Below are 21,364 nucleotides of genomic sequence, written 5' to 3' on the forward strand. Positions count from 1 at the left end.
CCTACAAATTACTATATTTAACTAATCGGAATATTCTAAACGAAATTCCCGCAACTATTCTTATACATAAACGTTGTAAGCCATTTAAAAAAACCAATAACTACATTGAAAAATGGATTATTCCGAAACAAATAGACTATCAAGATTAACAGCAATCTTAATTCAATTACAAACTAAACGAATTGTGACTGCTTCTGAATTAGCAAGTAAATTTGATATTAGTAAGAGAACCATTTACAGAGACATAAAAGCATTGGAACAATCAGGTGTTCCAGTATTAACAGAAGATGGAAAGGGCTATACATTAATGGATGGATATAAAATTCCGCCTGTAATGTTTACTGAAAAACAAGCAAATGCCTTAATACTTGCTGAACAGTTAGTATTAAAAAGTAAGGATGCATCATTTGTAAAGGATTACTCAGAAGCAATTGATAAAATAAAATCAATTCTAAGATATACCACCAAAGACAAAGCTAATTTACTTGCAGATAGAACTCAATACAATCAAGTCATAAATCAAGAAAGGAACAGTAATAATTTATCAGATTTACAATATGCTTTAACCAATTACAACCTTGTTAAAATAGAATACATTAATAAAGAAAATTCTGCATCCATTAGATTGATAGAACCATTTGCTATATTAAATTCCGAGAATTGGTATTTAGTTGCATGGTGTCGTTTGCGTAACGAATTTCGTTTTTTTAGACCAGACAGAATTCAAAAGATGGAGATTCTAACAGAAAATTTCGAACCTCACAATATGACTTTACAAGAATATTTTGATAAATATCATTAATCCATTTTGACCCTTGCCATAAGGCTGTCATCAGTCGACTTTACTTTTGTATCATAATAATTATTAAACAATAATAAAAATGACAACAGTAATGAACAGAAAAAATAATTCGTTCGAATTCCCAAAACCTACTATAATTTCAGTCAATGGTATAGAACTCGAAGTATTTGAAGCAGGCCAACAAAATAAAGGTAAACCAATTGTACTCTGCCACGGTTTTCCTGAGCACGCATTTTCTTGGCGTTTTCAGATACCCGAACTTGTTAAAGCTGGCTATCATGTCATTGTTCCTAATCAACGTGGTTATGGTAATTCATCTCGTCCAACAGAAGTAACAAAGTACGATATTGAACATTTAACTAGTGACTTGGTTGCACTACTCGATTACTATGGATATAAAGATGCCACTTTCATTGGTCATGATTGGGGAGCAAATGTTGTTTGGAATCTTGCATTATTACATCCAAAACGAGTAAATAAAATAATAAACTTGGCTTTACCTTATCAAGTTCGTGGAGAAAAACCTTGGATTGAATGGATGGAGGAGATATTTGGTGAGGATAACTATTTTGTTCACTTTAATCGACAACAAGGAGTCGCAGACGCTATATTAGATGAAAACAAATCTCAGTTCCTTCAAAATTTGTTCCGAAAAAATGTACCTCTTACAGCGCCTGAACCAGGAATGTTAATGATTAATCTTGCAAGGGCAAAAAAATCACTTGGTGAACCTATAATGAGCGAAAATGAATTGGCTGTTTTCGTCTCCACTTTCGAAACTTCAGGTTTCACAGGTAGTATAAATTGGTACAGAAACCTTGACCGAAACTGGCACTTATTAGCAGACGTGAACCCAATCATTAATCAGCCGACTCTTATGATATATGGCGAACGGGATATGATACCAAAGTCTGAAAACCTTAAAAACTTAGTTCCTAATGTGGACGTAGTTAGTCTGGATTGTGGTCATTGGATTCAGCAAGAAAAGCCAGAAAAAACGAATCAAGCGATTTTAAAATGGCTGGAACAACAAAATTACTAAAAAGAAAACCGAAACTATTTTAACTAAAGAAAAAACGGCTTACAACACCGGGTATAATTCATTTCTACAGTTGGTTAAGGAAGAGGAACTTCTCCTACAAATTACTATCTTTAACTAATCGGAATATTCTAAACGAAATTCCCGCAACTATTCTTATACATAAACGTTGTGCGCAAGCTTGACCCGTCCTGAAATAAGGCTACATAATTCTAAACAGTTATGTATAAAAACGACAAAGTAATTGGACGTTACAGCGAACCATTCAAATTAAAAATTTTAGCCGAACTTAGTACTGGTAAATACACTAAGAGTGAACTCGGGAAACTCTACAATATTGCACCTACAACCATTAATGAATGGATTAGAAAGTACGAACGTAAAGACTTAATGAACACCAGAGTAAAAGTCGAAACTAAAAATGAAATAACAAGAATCAAAGCACTTCAAAAAGACATTAAACAAGTTATTCATCATTCAGACAGAGGAATACAGTATTGTAGCAATCAATACACACAAATACTAAAGAGAAAAAAGATTAGAATCAGTATGACAGAAGAAAATCATTGTTACGAAAATGGAATGGCAGAGCGTGTAAACGGCATTTTAAAAGACGAGTTTTATCTTGATCAGACCTTTACAAACGTAACGCACGCGAAAAGAGCTGCAAAAAATGAAATTAATTTATACAACGAAATAAGATTACACTTATCTTTAGACTATAAAACACCGAATATGGTATATAAATTAACAGCGTAAAATCAATTTTAACCTGTAGCCATATTTCAGGACAAGACATACAGAAACTAATAGAAGTACTACCTTTTGAACTTGAAAATATTAAATATTGAATTAACGGAAAAGCCGAAAACCGATTAGAGTAGGCATCCATAAAAAATAGTAAAATGAAAAACTCAACAAAATTTTTGACCCTAATAGCTGTTACGCTATTATTAGTTTCTTCTATTTCCAGCTGTAACAAAAAAGCAGAAGAAACAAAGGACGCTGTTACTGAGCCTACATTTAATTTGGCAACTGCCAAGGCAGAAATTGAAGCTGCTAACGGTGAGTTTAAGGTGTTCTTTGCGGCAGCTGACTCGATAGGTATAGCCAATTTGTATACACGAGATGCCAAATTTATGAATAATGGAGCGCCTGCTGTAATTGGAAGAAAAAATATTCAGTCAGCCTTATCAGGAATAATAAAATCAGGAATTACTAGTGTTAACCTGATAACAATTGACGTCTGGGGAACTGAAAATCTTATAACAGAGGAAGGTGAATTATCGTTATTCGTAGACGAGACTGTTGTGTATCAAGGAAAATATATTGTGCTATGGAAAAAAGTTGATGGGAATTGGAGATTATTTAGAGACATTTTTAATTCAAATTTACCAGCCGAATAGTCAATTTATTAAATCAGATGAAAAAATATTATTATAAGTAATCTGATGTAAGTACGAACGTACAATAACGTGTATAATTAATGCTACACTCCTACTTCAATTAAAATTTATATATTTAAACAACTGATTTGCTACAACTGAAAATCCTGCGGATTCTAAGTCGCACAAATCATACACGAACACGTTAGCAAACATTTTAACAGTAATGAATAAATTTTTATCGATTTTCTTAATCATTGTAACATTTTTTAGTTGTAAAAACAACACTATTTCATATTTCGACCAAGAACCTCCTTCTACAATTCCTAAATTATTTGCACCATCAATTGTTAATACTGGCAATATCGAACTTAATGTAGTTTTTAATTATGACAATACAGAAATGTTCTTTTCAAGAATTGTGGACAACAGCTTTGTTATTCACAATTCTGAATTAATTAATGGCAAGTGGTCTGACATTAAACCCATTAAAATGTATGACGATAATGTATTATTTTCAGTTGCTTGTGACCCCACAATTACTAAAGATGGAAAGACAATGTATTTTCTCGGTGTAGACCCTAAGCTTTATAAAAATGATGTTACCCGAGAAGAACTTTACACGATACCACCAGACATTTATAAGAGTAAAAAAGTGGATGATAAATGGGAATTAGCCTCTAAAGTGGATTTTTGGGTTTCCACCGAATATTTAGAAACCTATCCTGTTGTTACAGCGGATGGGAGTTTATATTTTCGCTCAAATAGACCAAGTGATGAAGGAGGAATGAACACATATCGTGCACAATATTTAGGAAATGAAAAATTTGATACACCTGTTATCATAAACACTAAGACAGAGAAAAAGGAACTAATAACTTATGTTTCACCAGATGAGCGGTATGCCATTACTAATGGACAAGGTAAATTTCAAATAACGTTTAATGATAATGGTGAATGGACAAAACCGAAAGAAATACCATTAAAATATGAAAGCAACTGGCGCTATTATTGTCCGTATATGTCTTCTGACGGAAAATATTTCATCTACTCCAGAAGATATAATAACCCTGAAAAAAAAGGATGGGCAGGAGTCGAAAAAGGAGAAGTTTATTGGGTAAACGCTGATGTACTCTTCAATGAAAAAATAGAATAAAACATTTGCTAACAATGTTTATAAGTAATAGCGGTTTAAGCGATAAAGCGAAAGTATAAACATAAAACAAAGGTCAGTGCAAAACCGAAAGGTTCGTGAGAAGAAATCTGCTACTGCTCATACACGTGACCGTTAGCAAACATTGGCATTAAATTAAGATCATTCTATTAATCGGGAAATATTCTCTTGGACATGTCTTTTAGCTGTGATTTAAGATAAAAAACTTTCGATTAAGCCCTTTGGGTGACTGGTTGGTAGAACAGGAAAGTCAAACCAGTTTTGTAATTCCCCTTTGAATCCTACTCCATTTAAATAATTATTTAATGCAAGGTTTAATCCCTTAGTGAATTTGGGATGATCAGCTCCTTGAGAATCTTTGTGGTATAAATCGTTTTGAGCAAACCCTTCAAAAACAGGTCCCGTTATTTCTATTCCAAATTCCTGAGGATTCTTACCAATTGGACTATGAACAGTAGTTGTGAATAGGTGCCAAAATGCAGACTGAATACAATTTCTTTCAAATAATTGCTTCACAACTTCTAGTGAATCAATAGTTTCCTGCTCGGTTTGTGTTGGAAACCCATACATAAGGTAGGCATGAACCATAATATTATTTTCAGAAAAATTATGAGTAACTCTTGCCACTTGTGCTATATCAACTCCTTTTTTCATCTTAGTCAATAATCTGTCTGAGGCTACTTCCAATCCACCAGTGACGGCTATACAACCTGATTTTTCCATTAACTGACATAATTCAAAATTAAATGTTTTTTCAAATCGAATGTTTGTCCACCAAGTGATGTTTACATTTCTTTCTATCAATTTATTTGATAAAGCTCTTAACATTTTAGGCGGAGCAGCTTCATCAACAAAATGAAAACCAGTAATGCCTGTATCTTTAATTATTTTCTCAATTTTATCTACTAAATCTTCAGCAGTTGTGTTTTGGTAATTGCCTATATAATCCAAACTCACATCACAAAACGAGCATTGTTTCCAATAACATCCGTGAGAAATAGTCAATTTATTCCATCTAGCATCTGTCCACATACGATGCATTGGGTTTACTACATCCAAAAATGACACATATTTATCAAAAGGTAATCCAGAATAATTTGGTGCAGGCAAGTTTCTATGATGAAAAATGGTGTTTGGAATTTTATTCTTGTAAACTACTTGACTGTTTTCTAGCACAAAGGTTCTTTCAAGTTCATTAATATCAATGGCACCTTCAAGATAATTAACAATTTTTAATAATGGCCCTTCTCCATCGTCCAATGAAATAAAATCAATAAATTCAAAAATTCTAGGATCTTTAAGCGAACGTAATTCTGTATTACAATATCCTCCGCCAAATGCAATATGAATATCAGGAAAAAACTGTTTAATAAATTGAGAACAACGTAAGGCTGAAAACAAATTTCCAGGAAAAGGAATCGTAAAGCAAACTAAATCAGGAGTATGCTTTTGAATTTTCTCTTCTAAGATATTCATCATTTCATCTTCGATGAGTGTAGGTTGATAACTCAATAATTCATCTAATTGATGAAAACTACTTGCTGAAGTGGCAATTTGCTCGGCATATTTAGTAAATGCAAAAAACTCATCCACATTCGCTTGAATAAAATCGCCTATTTCTTCTATAAAAAGTGTTCCGAAATGCTTTGCTTTATCAATGACTCCTACTTCCCCAGCTTCCCATTTAATTTCAGTGCTAACATTTAGCAACCTATGTCCTAAGGGCAAAAAATTGGTTTCCAATATTTTATTTGCAGTTTCAATATCCTGCTTTTGAAGAAATCCTATAACCACATCAACCCTTGAAATGTAAAGCTCTTTCATTTCACTAACCTTAGGATAATAATAATTATCCAAATCTTTTGCTTCCTTAAAGATAGAACGAAGAAAATTACTCGTAAAAATAGAGGCAAATAACTCAATACTTAAATCGCAATGGGAAAAAGATATCTCATACCCTTCTAAAAACCCTTTGAGATAAGCAGAAGCCGGATAAGCTGTGTTTAACTGAGTAAATGGAGGTGTAATAAAAAGAATTGTCGGTTGCAGCATAATGCAAAGATAGAATTCTATACAATGAACCTGATTGAATTTATACTCTTTTATAAATTGGAAGACATAATTACGTTCGCTTAAACATATATCGATTGTTAATATGTATTTAGTGAGAGTCTTACAAAACCTCGTAATTTAGGCAGTAAAATAAAATGGCTTGCATTACTTAATCAAAGATGAGTGTTTTTGCTTCTGATAAAATACGTTTACTAACAACGTGTATAATTAATGCTTCACTCCTACTTCAATTAAAATTTATATATTTAAACAACTGATTTACTACAACTGAAAATCCTGCGGATTCTAAGTCGCACAAATCATATACAAACACATTGTCGTAATTAAAAAATTGAGACAGAAATAACATTTGTTATTTTATTTTTATGAATACTATTTAGTAACAAAAAGATGAAAGATATAAAAAAGCAGTGCATAATAGTAGTTTTAATATGCTTCTCGTTATCCATTCATGCTCAAATACAAATAGGAAGTGATATTGATGGTCTTTTAGCAGGAGATCGATTCGGTAATAGAACAAGCTTATCATCGGACGGGAATATTGTTGCTTTGCTTGGTAATGGGCCCGCAGGAGGAGGAGGTAATATACGTGTATTTAAAAATATTGCTGGATTTTGGACATTGTATGGAATTGACATAAATGGTGAAAATTTTGGAGGTATTGGAGGTTCTAGTATTAGCATATCTGCCGATGGAAATACTTTAGCTATTGGTGGATGGTCTAATGTAGTAAAAGTATTTAATTATGACTTTGGAACTGGATTATGGACTCAAAAAGGCACTGATATTACTAATACCACTGGAGTTCCTTCCTTTGGTAATAGTATTAACTTATCTTCGGATGGAAATACAATTGTAATTGGCGCACCTGGCTTTGGGATTCCACCACCACCTGAAGTTGGAGAAACACAAATATTTAAATATGATACAGGTACTTGGAGCCAAATTGGAAATAATATTATCGGATTAGTGGTAGCAGAACATTCAGGGTTAAGCGTTAAAATGTCCTTAGATGGCAACATTGTAGCAATTGGGAATACTAATTCTGTTAGAATATATGAGAACATTTCTGAAACTTGGACGCAAATAGGAAGTGAAATTACAGGTTTTGATATTCATGAGGTAAGCTTGTCTTTCAATGGTGAAATATTAGCCATTGGAGAACCAGAATTTACAGATAGTTTTATTCAACGAGGGCGCGTAAGAGTTTTTAGCTATATTTCTGGATCTTGGGATCAGATTGGAAGTGATATAATTGGAGAAGTCGCCTACTATAGGACTGGATGGAGTGTTAGTATCTCTTCAGATGGTCAAGTTTTAGCCATTGGAGAAATAGGTAGTACAAGTGGTTCAACTGATACAGGACGTGCTCGTATATTTGAAAATCAAGGTGGCTCATGGTTTCAGATCGGAAATGAAATATTTGGTGAAGCTAGTGAAGATCACTCTGGATGGAGCGTTAGCTTGTCTTCAGATGCCAGTACTCTGGCTATTGGAGCTTCATTGAATGATGGGAATGGTGTTGATTCTGGACACGCAAGAATTTATGATTTAAGCGATTTATTGTCTATTAATGATTTCGTCCAACCCAAAATAAGTTTATTCCCAAATCCAGCAAGAGAACAATTCACAATTAATTTACATGAAGGAACGGAATTAGAATACGTTAATATTTATAGTAGTTTAGGTGAATTGATTAACTCTATCAATACTAGTATTATAAATACATCGAAACTATCTACAGGAATTTATTATGTTGAAATTAACACCAATAAAGGAAGGGTAACTAAAAAAATTGTGATTCTATAATCTAAAAATATTCAAAGTCAAGTTGTCAACTTTTTAACAGTAACTTACAAGAATATTATTAATTATGAAATTCTTGAATTAATTAAATAACTACACACAACAACGTGTATAATTAATGGCTTTTTCTTACCTACTTACGAACATCCTCACGGATTTTCTATTCGGTTTGTATTTGCTAAATTAGTGGCTAAAACACGCAACGAAATCATGCACAAACACGATGTGCTTCATTATTACTTAATCATTAATCAATGATTAAATTCTTTAGTAAAATTAGTAGTTGAAAAGATTTTGAAATACGAGAAAAAATAGTGTGAAAATAAAAAAAGCCTCGATAATTCGAGGCTTTCATATTCATAACAAATAATTCCTACTTATTTAGGCATTACTACTGTATCTATTACATGAATCACACCATTGCTCCCCATTACATCTGTAGCAATAATTTCACTATAATTACCATTTATGTCTTTCAACCAAATTTTTCCATCTTTTTGCATTACAGTTAAGACTTGACCATTTAACGCTTTTAATTCTACCGTTCCATTACCTTTCTTTAAAGCAGCTACAACGTCAGTTGCAGTTATCTTACCAGATATTACGTGATATGTCAAGATATTAGCTAAAGCTTTTTGATTTTTTGCCTCTAATAGAGAACTTAATGCTTTCGAATCAATTTTTGCGAAAGCATCGTTTGTTGGAGCAAAAACGGTGAATGGTCCATCTCCTTGCAAAGCACCAACTAAATCGGCTGCTTTTAAAGCAGTTACTAATGTCGAAAAATCTTCATTTCCAACTGCCACATCTACTATTGTTTCTTGTGCAATAGCATTTTTAGATAAGGCTAAAGTCATTGTAATTGTTAAAATAAGGACTAACTTTTTCATAATTTATTGTTTTTATAAGTTTTAATACTCTGTAAAGATAAAAAATATTTCATTTTGTTTAACTTATTTAACTTTTCTTTAAACAAATAAATTGATAATTAATAAAACACGACAAAGAACTTATGCTTAAAACACAAAATAAAGTATGATAAATAGGGACCCTTAAAAAATAATATTTCAAACAACTAGACAAGAAATAACGAAAGCACAACAACGTGTATAATTAATACTACTTCCCTCCTCCAATTTTAATTTATATCTTTAATCTACTGATTTGCTACATCTGAAAATCTTGCGAATTCTCAGCCGTGCAAATCACACACAAACACGTTTACTATAATTAGGCTACATTAAAAATTCATCCCCAAAATTAGAAACATGATATATTACTGGTATTCTATTATAAAAATATTAATTCTGAGAAATTTTCAAAGTGAAGTAAATTATGACCAGACAATAAAAAGAACTTTTAGAGTTGGTCCTTTTGATTGTGATGGATTACGTGTTATGACAGCTGCAAAATATCCTGTTTATATGGATTTCATTCGCTGGGAATTAATTGCAAGATCAAAATTATATAAAGCTATTGTTAAAAGAAAATTAGCACCATCATTAGGTTCTCAAAAGATAATATACAGAAAGCCTTTGAAGATTTGGTCTAAATTTGATGTAATTTTAGAAAGCGCTGGAATGGATGATAAGTGGGTTTATTATGTACACTATTTTGAACAAGAAAATGAAGTAAAAGCAATAGGAATTGCGCGTACACTTGTCTGGAAAAGAGATACACCTACTGCTCTAACAGACATTATGAAAGAAGTTGGCGCAACCGAAAAAATAGATCCACCACTGTGGGTTTTAAATATTTTTAAGGAGGATAAGGAAATTATTGAAAATGCAAACAAAAAAAACTATAGCCAACAACGTGTATAATTAATGGCTAGTTCTCGCCTACTTACGAAAATCCTTGCGGATTTTCTATTCGGTTTTTATTTGCTAAATTAGGTGCTTAATCAGCGCAAAAAATCTTATACAAACACGTTAGAGACAATTAGAACCCAATGAAGATAATTACATTACCAGATGAACTAAATTTGAATTCTTCTCTCTCTATCTCTGTTTATGATTATGAAAGCACTAAAGAAATCTCTAAGCAACAAATCTTACTGAACAAAAACACTTTTAGTTTTCTACAAGAAGGAACGAAAGAAGTGTTTTTCGACAATTCATCATGCTCAATAGACAACTCTCAATTTCTATTGATGAAGTCTGGCCATTGCCTAATGACAGAAAAGCTTTCTAACGTAAAGGAAAAATATAAAAGCATTCTTTTCTTTTTCTCTAATGAAGCCGTATTAAAATTCATACGGAAATTCGAACTTAATCAAACAAATACTGAAGTTCACTACTCCACTTACTCATTTAAGTACGATGCATTTATTAAGGGATTTGCGAACAGTATTTTGGACATCTCTAAACTTTCAAAATCCATCCAAAAAAATATTTTAGACGCAAAATTTGAAGAAATAATGTTGTATCTCATTGAATTTAAAGGTGTCGACTTTCTTTATTCCTTAATCAACAATAGTGATAATCAAAGCCAAAAATTTATCCAAACCATTGAGAGCAACCAACTAAATAAACTGAGCGTAAAAGAACTTTCCTTTTTATCGAACATGAGTGTTTCAACATTCAAAAGAGAATTTGAAAAACACTTTCATAAGTCACCAAGTAAATGGTTTCAAGAGAAAAGACTTGAGCATTCTGCTTTCTTACTAAAAAACAATTCAAAAAGGCCATCAGATATCTTTGAGGAAATTGGATATGAGAATTTATCAAATTTCATTCAGGCTTTTAAGGTGAAATTTGGAGTCACCCCAAAACAATATCAATCAAGTTGAACTTTTATCAATACTTTTTGAACTGTATCAAACACAAGATTTACTACTATCTCTCATAATTTTGTCCCATACTTAAAAACAAACATTATGAAAAAGTCAAATTTTATATTAGGATTACTAATCACCGTATCAAGTACCTTATTCGCTCAAAACACTTTTACTTTGTCTAGTAACGATTTAGGTGGAGAAGCTACTATCAATGAAGAATTTAACAGCTTTGGCTGTACAGGAGAAAATCAATCTCCGCAATTATCTTGGAAAAATGCACCTGAAGGAACTAAAAGCTTTGCAGTAACTATGTACGACCCAGACGCACCTACTGGAAGTGGATGGTGGCATTGGGTAGTATTTGATATTCCAGTAAACGCTAACGAATTAGTATCTGGTGCTGGAAATACAAAATTAAATCTTACACCTGAAGGAGTAATTCAAAGCATTACAGATTATGGATCAAATGGATATGGTGGACCTTGCCCACCAGAAGATCATGGTTTACATCAATACATAATTACAGTTTATGCTCTAAAAACAGATAAACTAGGACTGGATGCTAATACCAATGCTGCTGTAGTTGGTTACTATTTATGGAATAACACTTTGGCAAAAGCCAGTATAGTGACATACTATAAAAGATCTAAGAAATAAAACTGTTTCTAACAAATTATAAAATCAATAGCGGTTTGGGTAATAACTCAAACCGTTTTTGTGTTTATTTAAGTATCTTGGCTATCGGAAAAGTAAAAACGTTTTAATCTACTACTACTCTTATACTAAACGTTATATTTTATTGGAAAGAGAGAATAAAAACGAATTATCATTTCATATTTAAAATTAAATCTGTAGAGATTCAAACAAGTTAACTCTTATTAACCTTAGTTAACACTTAATAGTCCTCTAACTCATACTTTCGCATCAAATAACGACATAGCTATCTATTGAGAATTATGAAAAAAAATGAAAAAATGAAAAAAGTATATTTAATAATTGTATTAACTCTTTGCATTGGTCAAATTTTTGGACAAAGAATAAGAATGAAATCTGGACCCATAGAACCAAAACCTATTGAACTGGGCGAAATTCATAAAATGGTAAAAGACTTAGCCGATTCAATTGCTGTGAACTATATTATTAGTGAGAAAGCACCAATGTTAAAGAAAAATTTATTAAAAGAATTAAGAAAAGGAAATTTCGACCGTTTTAAAGAGAAAAATGCACTTGCCCGTCACCTTTCTAACATTTTAGTAACTTGGAGTAATGACAAACATTTTTTAGTTATGCCAGCAGAACCTGCAGGAGAACGCTTTATGATGCCTTCATCTTACGACCACATTGCCAAAGAAAATTATGCTTTTAAAAAAATGGAACACCTAAATGGTAATATAGCTTACATAAAGTTCAACCGTTTTATTCCTCCTACATATTCAGGAAGTTTAATTACTTCTGCAATGCTTTTCGCTGCAAATTCAGACGCTGTAATTATTGATTTACGCGATAACATAGGGGGTTCTCCTGATACGGTTGCTATGTTGGCTGGCTTCTTTCTGAATGAGCCTACGTTATTAACTATTAATGATGCTCGTTCTACAGATTTGAAACGAGAAGCTTGGTCGGTTGAGACAGATGTGAGAATTAATTCGTCTAACCCTAATAATTTTATTGTGTCTACAACCTCTTTAGAAAGACTTAAAAACGTACCTCTTTATATTTTAACGAGTAATTCCACGTTTTCTGCAGCAGAAATGTTTAGTTCTTCTTTACAAGGACATAAACGAGCTAAAACAGTTGGAGAGGACACTGGTGGAGGCGGACATGGAATCCGTCCTTTTGAAATGGCTCAAGGGTTTACAGCTTTTATTCCTTTTACACGCTATTATCACCCTGTTACCAAAGAATCTTGGGAGGTAGTAGGAGTTCATCCAGACATTCCTTGTGTTGCTACTGATGCTAAAAGAGTAGCTCAAATTAGCATTTTAAAAGAGTTGCAGAAAAAACCAAACCCAGATTCTAAAATCCCTGTTTATTTAAAAGAATTGGAAGCTCAATCACCTAAATAAATTTACTAAATTCCGAGATGAAGCAGTTACTTTATTCGCTAAAAATTCGGAATATGTTTTCCAAAAAAACAACAAAACATAATAACGTTTATAATTAATGCTTAGTTGCTTAAGCAGAAGAAAATTTCTTTCTTTTATTAAAATATGATTTCCATCGGAATAATGCTTCGGAACATTCCGCGCAAATCATACACGAACAGGTTGTGTTCATTTTGTTGCTCTTAGGCTATTTTAAAAGCTAGCACAAAACAACGATAACAATCCCTTGTTAAAATAAGGAAGCATAAAACAGCATTACGAGGAGAAATTGTCAAAACTTATAAAAAACTGGTTATCTGTCTATTTTTTTTATTTCGGTGAATTAAACTTTATAGATTAGCCCCTAAATCGAACATTAAGGATTATGAAAAGTATATTTTTTTGCAGTTTATTTATGTGCGCATTTGGAATTGGTAATGGGCAGAATTTTGCTAACCAGGGAGATAGTTTAATGAATAAAGGATTACTTGTGCCTGCGTTAGAAAAATATAGCATAGCATTAGCACAAAACCCCTTCCCTGAAATATCATATAAGATTGCTTCAGCTTATGCTCTTTTATGGACTGCTCAAGCAAGAGACTCAGCATTCAGTTATTTGAATCAAGCGCTTAAAAATGATTCAACATTGAAAGCTCTTTATGATCCAACTTATTTAAGCCTTATTGAAGATCAAAGATGGAAAAAAATTGAAAATTCTCAGTTAAGAAAATATGAGGCCACAAACGGACCTATAGAAAATAAAACTTTTGCGCTGCAGCTATTTAGAATGATTATCAAAGACCAAGGTTTTATGTATGTAGGGAATATTGAAAGAAAAAAGTACATGCAAAATGGAGGATATTTCGGCACTCCCGCAATCTTTCCCATTCTTGCCATGGAAGAAAAAAATATGATAGAAAATAAAGAACAGCTAGTAAAACTTCTAGACATAAACGGATGGCCAACAGCTTCTTCTGTTACAGAATATGCAGCAGCTGGAGCAGCTCTTATTATTAATCATACTACATATGAGATCAGATCTAAGTATTTTCCTATGCTAGAGAAGGCTTTTAAACAAGGAGAAGCACAACCGCTGAGATATGCCAAGATGAGGGATCGCCTGTTAATGGAAGAGGGTAAAGAACAACTGTTTGGTACACAATGGAAATTCGTAAATTCAAAACGTGTGCCTCATCCAATTGAAGAACCCGAATATGTGGATAAGCGAAGGTCTGAAATAGGATTAGGTCCTTTAAGCGTTTATTTAAAAGAAAGATTTGATATTGAATGGAAAGTTGATCAAAAACTATAAGTGTTTCTTCCAATTGATCTTGAACAACTCATTATAGTTGAGCAATACGCATTTCATTTGAATCTCAATGGAAAACCTTGAATAATATAATACGCCACACAACATAATGTATAATCAATTGCTTGGGCCTGTATTACTCGGAAAATCCTGCGGATTTTCCTCTGGTTCGTTTTCTTTTGCTATTTTAGACCTAAACAACGCAAAAAATCATACACAAACACGTTAGCCACAAGTTAGAGTTTATTATAAGAAAATGTACAATAAGATTAGCCCAATTATTAATTCTGTAACTTCAATTTCTGATAAGTCAATAGGGAAATTAAATGACCTAGTTGATTACATTAAATTCAAAAAGGGAGAATTAATGACTTCAGTTGGACAAAAGAATAATCTGGAGTATTTTATAATTGATGGAATCTGCAAAAGTTTTCTAAACACTCCCAACGGAGAAAGTGTTACGATTTCTTTATTCATGTCTAATTCTATAATATCACCTTGTACTACACGAATTCACGAGGGTAAATCGGTAATTAATATCCAGGCATTAACGGATGGGGAAATTGCAACTATAGATGCTGCAGAGTTCGAAAAATTAATGATTGAAGATCTAGAAATTCGAGAATTCGGAAATTCGGTATTAAGAAATGAGCTAATGGCAAAGGTAGAAAAGGAAATAGCTTTAGCATCTCTTAAAGGAAAAGATCGATTACTCCTATTAAGAAAGAATTACCCCAATATTGAAAACTGCATACCGCATGCTGATATAGCATCATATTTAGGCATTACAACCATTTCTTTGAGCAGATTAAGAACAAAATCTTAACCATTATCATTTGTTAATGGAATCATATTTTAAATTGACAACCTTTGACTTTGAATCAAAACAAGAATTATGTCAATTTTTATATCCTTACTTCAAAAAACGTCTTCAATAAAAAGAGTATGTATCCTTTTTATTGTGAGCCATCTCGTTATTTTATCGATGATGTTATTTACTTTTCCGGTAATCAATAATCAAATAGGAACTAAAGCCTTTGACATGCAATCCTTTGGATATTCAGTATCCACCGCGGAATCAATTGTCAACAACTTGAATACTCAAACTACTGATCTTTACCTATTCCCACAATTAACTTTGTTAGATGTATTGTATCCTTTCTTACTAGCTCTTTTCTTAAGTAGTTTTATATTTCGTCTATTCCTCATAACAAAAACGAAGAATAAAGCGAATTCGATTTTATTGATTGTTCCTTTCTTGGCTATGGGATTTGATTATCTAGAAAACACATGTATCATTTTAATGATTTCAAAATCAATAGAGATGTCTGAATCGTTCGTACTTCTATCAAGTTCTTTTACTGTTTTAAAAGGTACACTAACTTCAATAGCATGGTTAAGCATATTGATATACTCTATTAAATGGTTAAAATTGAGAATTAAAGAAAAGAAAAAGTAAGATTTCATGGTTGTCAAGCTGTGAGACAAGATGAACATATTCATTTTCAACTGAAATAAAACCAGTGGCTAACAACGTATATAATTAATTGCTAAATCCTCGCCTACTCAGTAAATCCTAAGATTTTCTCAAGCTCATTTTCTCTAGTTTGATTTTACAATAAAAAAAAAGTACCTTTAAAAAGCTTAATTTAGGATTATATGAGCAAGAGTTTTATAGATGAAGTACGAAGTATTGTTATTAGTAATTTATCTAACGAAAACTTTGGTGTACGTGAATTAGCTTCATCACTCAGTTTAAGCTCCTCTCAAACCTTACGAAAAGTAAAAGCTGCTACTGGTAAATCGGTTAATCAATTTATTAGGGAATTACGTTTAGAAAAAGCGGCTAAGCTTCTAAAGGAAACAGATCTTACTGCTGCAGAGATTGCCTATCAAGTTGGATTTAATAGTGCCTCTTATTTTAATAAAACCTTTAGCAAGTATTTTGGCATTGCTCCAGGTCAATATAAAACACGTAGTATAAGTTTAAGTGAATTAGCTGCTCAGAAAGCTGAAGTCCGTTCTCGTAATAGTTCTGCAACAAAAAAGTTAATCTATGTTCTTACAGCAGTGTTACTAGTCGTAATTGGTTATTTTCTGATCAATAATTTTATTTCAAATAAAAATGAATTACCAAGTTCTATAGCAGTTCTTCCGTTTAAAGATTTCAGTCCCGACGACAACCAATGGTTCTCCGATGGAATCTCAGATAATATACTTCACTCCTTAGCACAAATAAAGGATATATCTGTTACATCATTTACGTCTTCATCTACCTATCGAGATTCTGATAAACAAATACCCGAAATAGCTAAGGAGTTAGGGGTTTCTTACATTCTAGAAGGAAGTGTCACACTCCTTGAAGATAAAATTAAAATCATTGCGCAGCTCATTGACTCCAATGACCAACATGTATGGTCTAAGGAATACAATGAAAACTTTGATGATCTAATAGGTATTCAGAATAATGTGGCTCAGGAGGTGATGAATCAATTACAAATTACTTTAAGCCCTCAAGAAGAAGTTACACTTACGAAGTATCCTACTCAGAATATAGAGGCTTATAGTTTGTTTTTAAAAGGACGATTGGTTAATGATAGCAGAAGAATAACAGATTTATGGAACAACATTGAACTAAACAAAGAAGCCATTGCATTAGATCCCAATTTTGCAGAAGCCTATGCCGAAATAGCACATTCTTATTGGCAATTGGTGGATTTTCATGGTATTGAAGTTATTAATGCTTTTGAACATATAAACTTAGCACATAAATATGCGGATTCAGCATTAAAAATTAAGCCTAACACCTTTAGGGCATTAAGCGTAAAAGCAGGTCTTTATAAGCATATTGATTGGAATAAATCCCTAGAGTATTTTGAAAAATCCTTAGCCGTAAATTCTAATGACGCGCTTACACATCTACAATTAGGTCTATACTTTCAAACGCGGCCAAATCCCGATATAAAAAAATGCCTCGAACATTTAACCATATCTCAACAATTAAATCCTATTTCACGTCTTCAAGCAATGAGTTATATGCGTGCGCTAATATTTAATAACAAAATAGCAGAGGCTGAAGAATTTTTAAAACGTAACGCATTTCAATTAGGTGATTATCTCAATAGACAGTTTGCGTATAAAATAATTGCCTATAAAAATAAAGATTGGTCTAAAGTGATACCTTTTCTAAATGATAAACTAGAAAATAACCTAGACAATGATTTATATTATAGGGAGTTAGCATTTATGGCTAATACCATTTTAAATGATGATAGTCTTGCAGTAGCATATATAGCAAAAGCTTATAAGATAGATTCTTTAAATTTTCGCAATGTTGTATCGTATTTTAATATGTTAGTTGAAGATAAAAGGTATGACGAAGCTAATAAATTAATGACATCTGAAAATTACAAATCGGCACTTAATAAAAAGTTCAAATTAAAAAAATTATGGTACTATCATTATCTAAAAGGTGATTCTAATAAAGCTCTGGAAATATCAAATGATACCTTAATCACCAATGATTATTTATTACAAGTACTTACTTATGCCCAATTAGGAGATCGTAAAAAGGTAGATAGTATTAATAAAAGAAATCCTAATGGTATAGGTAATCCGTTAATCTGGCGTACTAATAGAGCAATTCTTCATGCGGTTTTAAAAGATAGAGACTCTATGTATTATTATTTGGAAAATTCGCGATTTGATGATTATGAATTAGAAGCCAATGGCAGAAGAGAGTTTGACCCTTATAGAAATGAGGAACGTTATAAAGCGTTTTTGCGGATGAATTATTTGCCAGTTCCTGAAGAGGAATAGTGAGCTTCTCTATTTATATTTTAAAGTATATCAATTGAGCCTCCATTTTTACTAAAATCTACACTTTTTATCATAATCCCCATACGACATTGACATTCAAAATAAAGCCATGCGTGAATTTTTCAATAAAATGATTGAATTTTTCAAGCATTTGAGTTTTTTCTACAAGACAATACCGAAGTGTTATAGTTAAGTTGAATAATATAATTCAAGCCAATTAAAACTTCAGATTATGAAAAATAATTACTTAATATTAATGTTGAGTCTACTCCATGGAGTCATTTGTGCTCAAGGTACAGATACCGAAGCAAAGCACTTTAACTGGATTACGTTCGAAAATGAGTCAGCGGAGCGTTTAATTTTCGAGGACAAATCCAAACTGGGCTTGGGTGAGAGGGATGCGCTGGAGTTACAGTCTCAAGAAGTTGACAACCTCATGATCGAACACACCCGTTATACACAAACCAACAATGCCGTGGCTGTTGACGGCAGTCAATACATGATGCACAGCTCAAGTGACAAACTCTGGGGCAATGGTCGACTAGTATATGGTATTACAGCAAGTGAAATTCCTTCAATTTCTGAAGAGGAAGCCTTGCAGAATGCTATGGTCTTTTTAGGAGCACCCAAATACTATTGGGAGGATGAATCACAAGAGGATTTTATTAAATGGCTCAAAGATGATCCTGAAGCGACTTTTTTTCCAACGGGTGCGCTCGTATTTGCTGATGAGGCGTTCAGTCAAGACGGAGAAAATTACCAACTCTATTGGAAGTTTGATATCTATGCCCATGGCGAAAAACTAAGGGAATATGTTTATGTGAATGCGATGGATGGTAGTATTGGCCATTCGAGTGATGCTATTTGCTATAGTTCGGCAGAAGGCACTGCAAATACTTACTACTATGGCGAACAAACCATTATTACGGATTTTATTGGGCCAAACGAATATCGATTGTTAGATGAAACCAGAGGTGGCGGTATATGCACATTAAATTTGAATTTAACCCCACCAAGCTATGAAGCGGGAACCCAAATTGAAGATGCTGACAATAATTGGAATTCACCAGACAAGGCTGGCCCTACAGCTCATTGGTGCACCGAGATGACATATGATTTCTATCTGGATAGATACAATCGAAATTCGTTCGATGATAATGGGGCGAAAATGCTTACGTATGTGCATTTTGGGATTGAACATCCTGTAACGAATGAGCCTACATGCATTCCTGGAGGATTTTTTAGTGGACTCTATATAGCCATTGGTGATGGTCCGGGATGCGGCAACCCAGGATATTATCTGGAGCATGTAGGTCACGAATATACCCACGGAGTAACTGCCACTACATCGGCATTACAAGGCGGTGCGCGGGCTGGTGAACTTAACGAGTCGTTCAGTAATATCATGGGCACAGCAATAGAATTTTACGCAGATCCTGATTTTGCAACTTGGGAATTCAAGGCAACGGTACCCTATGATATGTCCAATCCGAACGGGTCCCCTCCTCCCTTTCAAAAGCCAGACACTTATTTAGGGACCTATTGGGTGGAGGTTAATGATCCTGGTTATGATGTTCACATTAATGGCGCAGTACAGGACTATTGGTACTATTTGCTTTCTGAAGGTGATAGTGGGACTAATGATAATGGGGATGTCTATGATGTAGTGTCTATAGGGATAGACAAAGCTACTGACATCGTATATCGGAATTTAACACTTTACATGACAGGCACCAGTAATTTTATAGACGCCCGCCAGGGCTCTATACAAGCTGCTATAGATCTTTATGGAGAATGCTCCAATGAGGTGGTACAAGTCATTAATGCATGGTATGCGGTTGGATTGGGGTCCGAAACATATAGCAATGATTTATCCCTAGAGCAGATTGTTTCTCCTGTCAATGATTGCGGACTTACAAATAACGAGATCGTTGAAGTGGAATTTAAATACCATGCAACGGGCTGCAATGGTGTTATAGACGTGGGGACTGAAGTGGAATTCACCTACCAAATTGATAGTGAACCGTCCATTTCAGAAACATGGATTGTTGATGAAGCCTTGGTGGAAGGTGAAACGTATCTCTACAGTTTTGCTGAACCAATCAACTTACCAGCAGTGGGTGAAACCATCAATCTCTCAGCGTGGATGGATTATGCGGCCGACGGCAATTCATTTAATGATCAGTTGCTCGATATAGAAATTGGATTGAAGCAAGCACTCACTGAGAGTGAAATCACTTTTGAGGATGGCTCTGATCCAGAGACCTTTTATTACGTTCGAAGGGGGGGCAATGCCCTTGCTGAGATCACAACGACTGCTGCTAATACAGGTTCCAAAGGGTTTTCCATGTCATCGGGAGTATCAAGCCCAGGAGCAATCCCAACAGATGCAACTTTGAATTTCGAATCTCAAAAAGATCGGATCTCAGAAATTTGCTTTTGTGTGGATGCACAAGAATGGGACTATGTAACCGTGAATTTTGATTTGAAGCAAACCCACTCCATGTTATCCAATCACTTTTGGGGAGAGAATTCTACCGAATTAACCTCTGGTATGCGAATGCTGGTTAATGGAGCACAGTTTGGAGAAAACTTTCATCCAGAAACCTACGTCGACGACTCCTTTCTTACACATCTTATTTCTCTAGATCAATTGAATTTGGCAGGCAGTACTTTTGAATTCTGTTTCCAGAGCAGGAACTATGTAAATGATGTGGGTGACAATTCTCCATTCTTTCCATACGACAGCGATGGCGACAATACCTATTTGGATAATATCTTATTCACCAACATAGAGACCCTTGGATTGAACGAAATCGAGACTTGGCAATTTAAGATGTATCCAAACCCCGCTAAACATCAGTTTACTATTGCATTAAACTCCGGTATAGAATTAGAAGGCATTAATATCTACGACATTCTAGGTCGATATGTTACTTCTACTACTCAAAAAATTGTTGACACTTCTAGCTTTTCTTCTGGCATATATTTTGTTGAAGTGATCACCAATAAAGGTAAATCGACTAAAAAGTTAGTCATAGAATAGTACATAATACGAAGGCTTAATATTAATTAAAATTTAAATAAATTAAAC

At 33.4% G+C, this 21,364-nt stretch carries 17 protein-coding genes; 15 read left to right on the top strand and 2 right to left on the bottom strand.

Annotated elements, in window-relative coordinates:
* The first annotated feature begins 112 nt into the window (after positions 1 to 112).
* From V7719_RS13265 to V7719_RS13285, 5 genes are all read left to right on the top strand, one after another.
* Positions 113 to 802, top strand: a complete 690-nt coding sequence (locus V7719_RS13265) for a helix-turn-helix transcriptional regulator (RefSeq protein WP_335730408.1) — start codon at positions 113 to 115, stop codon at positions 800 to 802.
* Between the two features lie 79 nt (positions 803 to 881).
* On the top strand, positions 882 to 1,844 hold the full coding sequence (locus V7719_RS13270; protein WP_335730409.1) for an alpha/beta fold hydrolase: 963 nt from the start codon (positions 882 to 884) through the stop codon (positions 1,842 to 1,844).
* Between the two features lie 219 nt (positions 1,845 to 2,063).
* Positions 2,064 to 2,600: an integrase core domain-containing protein gene (locus tag V7719_RS13275; RefSeq protein WP_335730410.1), complete on the top strand. Its 537-nt coding sequence runs from the start codon at positions 2,064 to 2,066 to the stop codon at positions 2,598 to 2,600.
* Positions 2,601 to 2,746: 146 nt separating this feature from the next.
* Positions 2,747 to 3,247: a YybH family protein gene (locus tag V7719_RS13280; protein WP_335730411.1), complete on the top strand. Its 501-nt coding sequence runs from the start codon at positions 2,747 to 2,749 to the stop codon at positions 3,245 to 3,247.
* 205 nt (positions 3,248 to 3,452) lie between these two features.
* Positions 3,453 to 4,382, top strand: a complete 930-nt coding sequence (locus V7719_RS13285; protein WP_335730412.1) for a hypothetical protein — start codon at positions 3,453 to 3,455, stop codon at positions 4,380 to 4,382.
* Positions 4,383 to 4,592: 210 nt separating this feature from the next.
* Here V7719_RS13285 and V7719_RS13290 read toward each other — a convergent pair whose 3' ends face one another.
* Complete coding sequence (locus V7719_RS13290; RefSeq protein WP_335730413.1) at positions 4,593 to 6,452, bottom strand: B12-binding domain-containing radical SAM protein; 1,860 nt, start codon at positions 6,450 to 6,452, stop codon at positions 4,593 to 4,595.
* Positions 6,453 to 6,863: 411 nt separating this feature from the next.
* On the opposite strand from V7719_RS13290, the gene V7719_RS13295 reads away from it, so the two are divergent.
* Entirely contained in the window at positions 6,864 to 8,282 is a 1,419-nt protein-coding gene (locus V7719_RS13295) for a T9SS type A sorting domain-containing protein (protein ID WP_335730414.1), read from the top strand.
* A 374-nt stretch (positions 8,283 to 8,656) separates the two neighbouring features.
* On the opposite strand, the gene V7719_RS13300 is transcribed toward V7719_RS13295, so the two are convergent.
* The gene (locus V7719_RS13300) at positions 8,657 to 9,169 is read right to left on the bottom strand and encodes a fasciclin domain-containing protein (RefSeq protein WP_335730415.1); all 513 of its coding nucleotides are present in this window, start codon (positions 9,167 to 9,169) and stop codon (positions 8,657 to 8,659) included.
* Positions 9,170 to 9,547: 378 nt separating this feature from the next.
* Between V7719_RS13300 and V7719_RS13305 the strand changes: the two genes are divergently transcribed.
* The 9 genes from V7719_RS13305 (at position 9,548) to V7719_RS13345 (ending at position 21,316) form a co-directional block, all read left to right on the top strand.
* Entirely contained in the window at positions 9,548 to 10,102 is a 555-nt protein-coding gene (locus tag V7719_RS13305) for an acyl-CoA thioesterase (protein WP_335730416.1), read from the top strand.
* A 128-nt stretch (positions 10,103 to 10,230) separates the two neighbouring features.
* Positions 10,231 to 11,070: a helix-turn-helix domain-containing protein gene (locus V7719_RS13310; RefSeq protein WP_335730417.1), complete on the top strand. Its 840-nt coding sequence runs from the start codon at positions 10,231 to 10,233 to the stop codon at positions 11,068 to 11,070.
* Between the two features lie 87 nt (positions 11,071 to 11,157).
* A complete protein-coding gene (locus tag V7719_RS13315; RefSeq protein WP_335730418.1) occupies positions 11,158 to 11,715 on the top strand; it encodes a YbhB/YbcL family Raf kinase inhibitor-like protein in 558 nt (185 codons plus the stop codon).
* A gap of 317 nt (positions 11,716 to 12,032) precedes the next feature.
* Positions 12,033 to 13,124, top strand: a complete 1,092-nt coding sequence (locus V7719_RS13320) for a S41 family peptidase (RefSeq protein WP_335730419.1) — start codon at positions 12,033 to 12,035, stop codon at positions 13,122 to 13,124.
* 403 nt (positions 13,125 to 13,527) lie between these two features.
* Positions 13,528 to 14,454 (top strand): DUF6624 domain-containing protein, encoded by a 927-nt coding sequence (locus V7719_RS13325; protein ID WP_335730420.1) that lies wholly within the window; start codon positions 13,528 to 13,530, stop codon positions 14,452 to 14,454.
* 253 nt (positions 14,455 to 14,707) lie between these two features.
* Entirely contained in the window at positions 14,708 to 15,277 is a 570-nt protein-coding gene (locus tag V7719_RS13330; protein ID WP_335730421.1) for a Crp/Fnr family transcriptional regulator, read from the top strand.
* A gap of 69 nt (positions 15,278 to 15,346) precedes the next feature.
* Positions 15,347 to 15,910, top strand: coding sequence for a hypothetical protein (locus V7719_RS13335; protein ID WP_335730422.1), 564 nt, complete (start codon positions 15,347 to 15,349; stop codon positions 15,908 to 15,910).
* A gap of 200 nt (positions 15,911 to 16,110) precedes the next feature.
* The gene (locus V7719_RS13340; protein WP_335730423.1) at positions 16,111 to 18,270 is read left to right on the top strand and encodes a helix-turn-helix domain-containing protein; all 2,160 of its coding nucleotides are present in this window, start codon (positions 16,111 to 16,113) and stop codon (positions 18,268 to 18,270) included.
* A gap of 232 nt (positions 18,271 to 18,502) precedes the next feature.
* The gene (locus tag V7719_RS13345; RefSeq protein ID WP_335730424.1) at positions 18,503 to 21,316 is read left to right on the top strand and encodes a M4 family metallopeptidase; all 2,814 of its coding nucleotides are present in this window, start codon (positions 18,503 to 18,505) and stop codon (positions 21,314 to 21,316) included.
* The last annotated feature ends 48 nt before the right edge of the window (positions 21,317 to 21,364 follow it).

It is taken from the genome of Psychroserpens sp., from assembly GCF_036960315.1.
GTDB lineage: Bacteria > Bacteroidota > Bacteroidia > Flavobacteriales > Flavobacteriaceae > Psychroserpens.

What these genes read in the sequence shown, in the direction of transcription:
- V7719_RS13265 (WP_335730408.1), top strand. Translation starts at nt 113, where the DNA reads ATGGATTATTCCGAAACAAATAGACTATCAAGATTAACAGCAATCTTA.
- V7719_RS13270 (WP_335730409.1), top strand. Translation starts at nt 882, where the DNA reads ATGACAACAGTAATGAACAGAAAAAATAATTCGTTCGAATTCCCAAAA.
- V7719_RS13275 (WP_335730410.1), top strand. Translation starts at nt 2,064, where the DNA reads ATGTATAAAAACGACAAAGTAATTGGACGTTACAGCGAACCATTCAAA.
- V7719_RS13280 (WP_335730411.1), top strand. Translation starts at nt 2,747, where the DNA reads ATGAAAAACTCAACAAAATTTTTGACCCTAATAGCTGTTACGCTATTA.
- V7719_RS13285 (WP_335730412.1), top strand. Translation starts at nt 3,453, where the DNA reads ATGAATAAATTTTTATCGATTTTCTTAATCATTGTAACATTTTTTAGT.
- V7719_RS13290 (WP_335730413.1), bottom strand. Translation starts at nt 6,452, where the DNA reads ATGCTGCAACCGACAATTCTTTTTATTACACCTCCATTTACTCAGTTA.
- V7719_RS13295 (WP_335730414.1), top strand. Translation starts at nt 6,864, where the DNA reads ATGAAAGATATAAAAAAGCAGTGCATAATAGTAGTTTTAATATGCTTC.
- V7719_RS13300 (WP_335730415.1), bottom strand. Translation starts at nt 9,169, where the DNA reads ATGAAAAAGTTAGTCCTTATTTTAACAATTACAATGACTTTAGCCTTA.
- V7719_RS13305 (WP_335730416.1), top strand. Translation starts at nt 9,548, where the DNA reads ATGATATATTACTGGTATTCTATTATAAAAATATTAATTCTGAGAAAT.
- V7719_RS13310 (WP_335730417.1), top strand. Translation starts at nt 10,231, where the DNA reads ATGAAGATAATTACATTACCAGATGAACTAAATTTGAATTCTTCTCTC.
- V7719_RS13315 (WP_335730418.1), top strand. Translation starts at nt 11,158, where the DNA reads ATGAAAAAGTCAAATTTTATATTAGGATTACTAATCACCGTATCAAGT.
- V7719_RS13320 (WP_335730419.1), top strand. Translation starts at nt 12,033, where the DNA reads ATGAAAAAAGTATATTTAATAATTGTATTAACTCTTTGCATTGGTCAA.
- V7719_RS13325 (WP_335730420.1), top strand. Translation starts at nt 13,528, where the DNA reads ATGAAAAGTATATTTTTTTGCAGTTTATTTATGTGCGCATTTGGAATT.
- V7719_RS13330 (WP_335730421.1), top strand. Translation starts at nt 14,708, where the DNA reads ATGTACAATAAGATTAGCCCAATTATTAATTCTGTAACTTCAATTTCT.
- V7719_RS13335 (WP_335730422.1), top strand. Translation starts at nt 15,347, where the DNA reads ATGTCAATTTTTATATCCTTACTTCAAAAAACGTCTTCAATAAAAAGA.
- V7719_RS13340 (WP_335730423.1), top strand. Translation starts at nt 16,111, where the DNA reads ATGAGCAAGAGTTTTATAGATGAAGTACGAAGTATTGTTATTAGTAAT.
- V7719_RS13345 (WP_335730424.1), top strand. Translation starts at nt 18,503, where the DNA reads ATGAAAAATAATTACTTAATATTAATGTTGAGTCTACTCCATGGAGTC.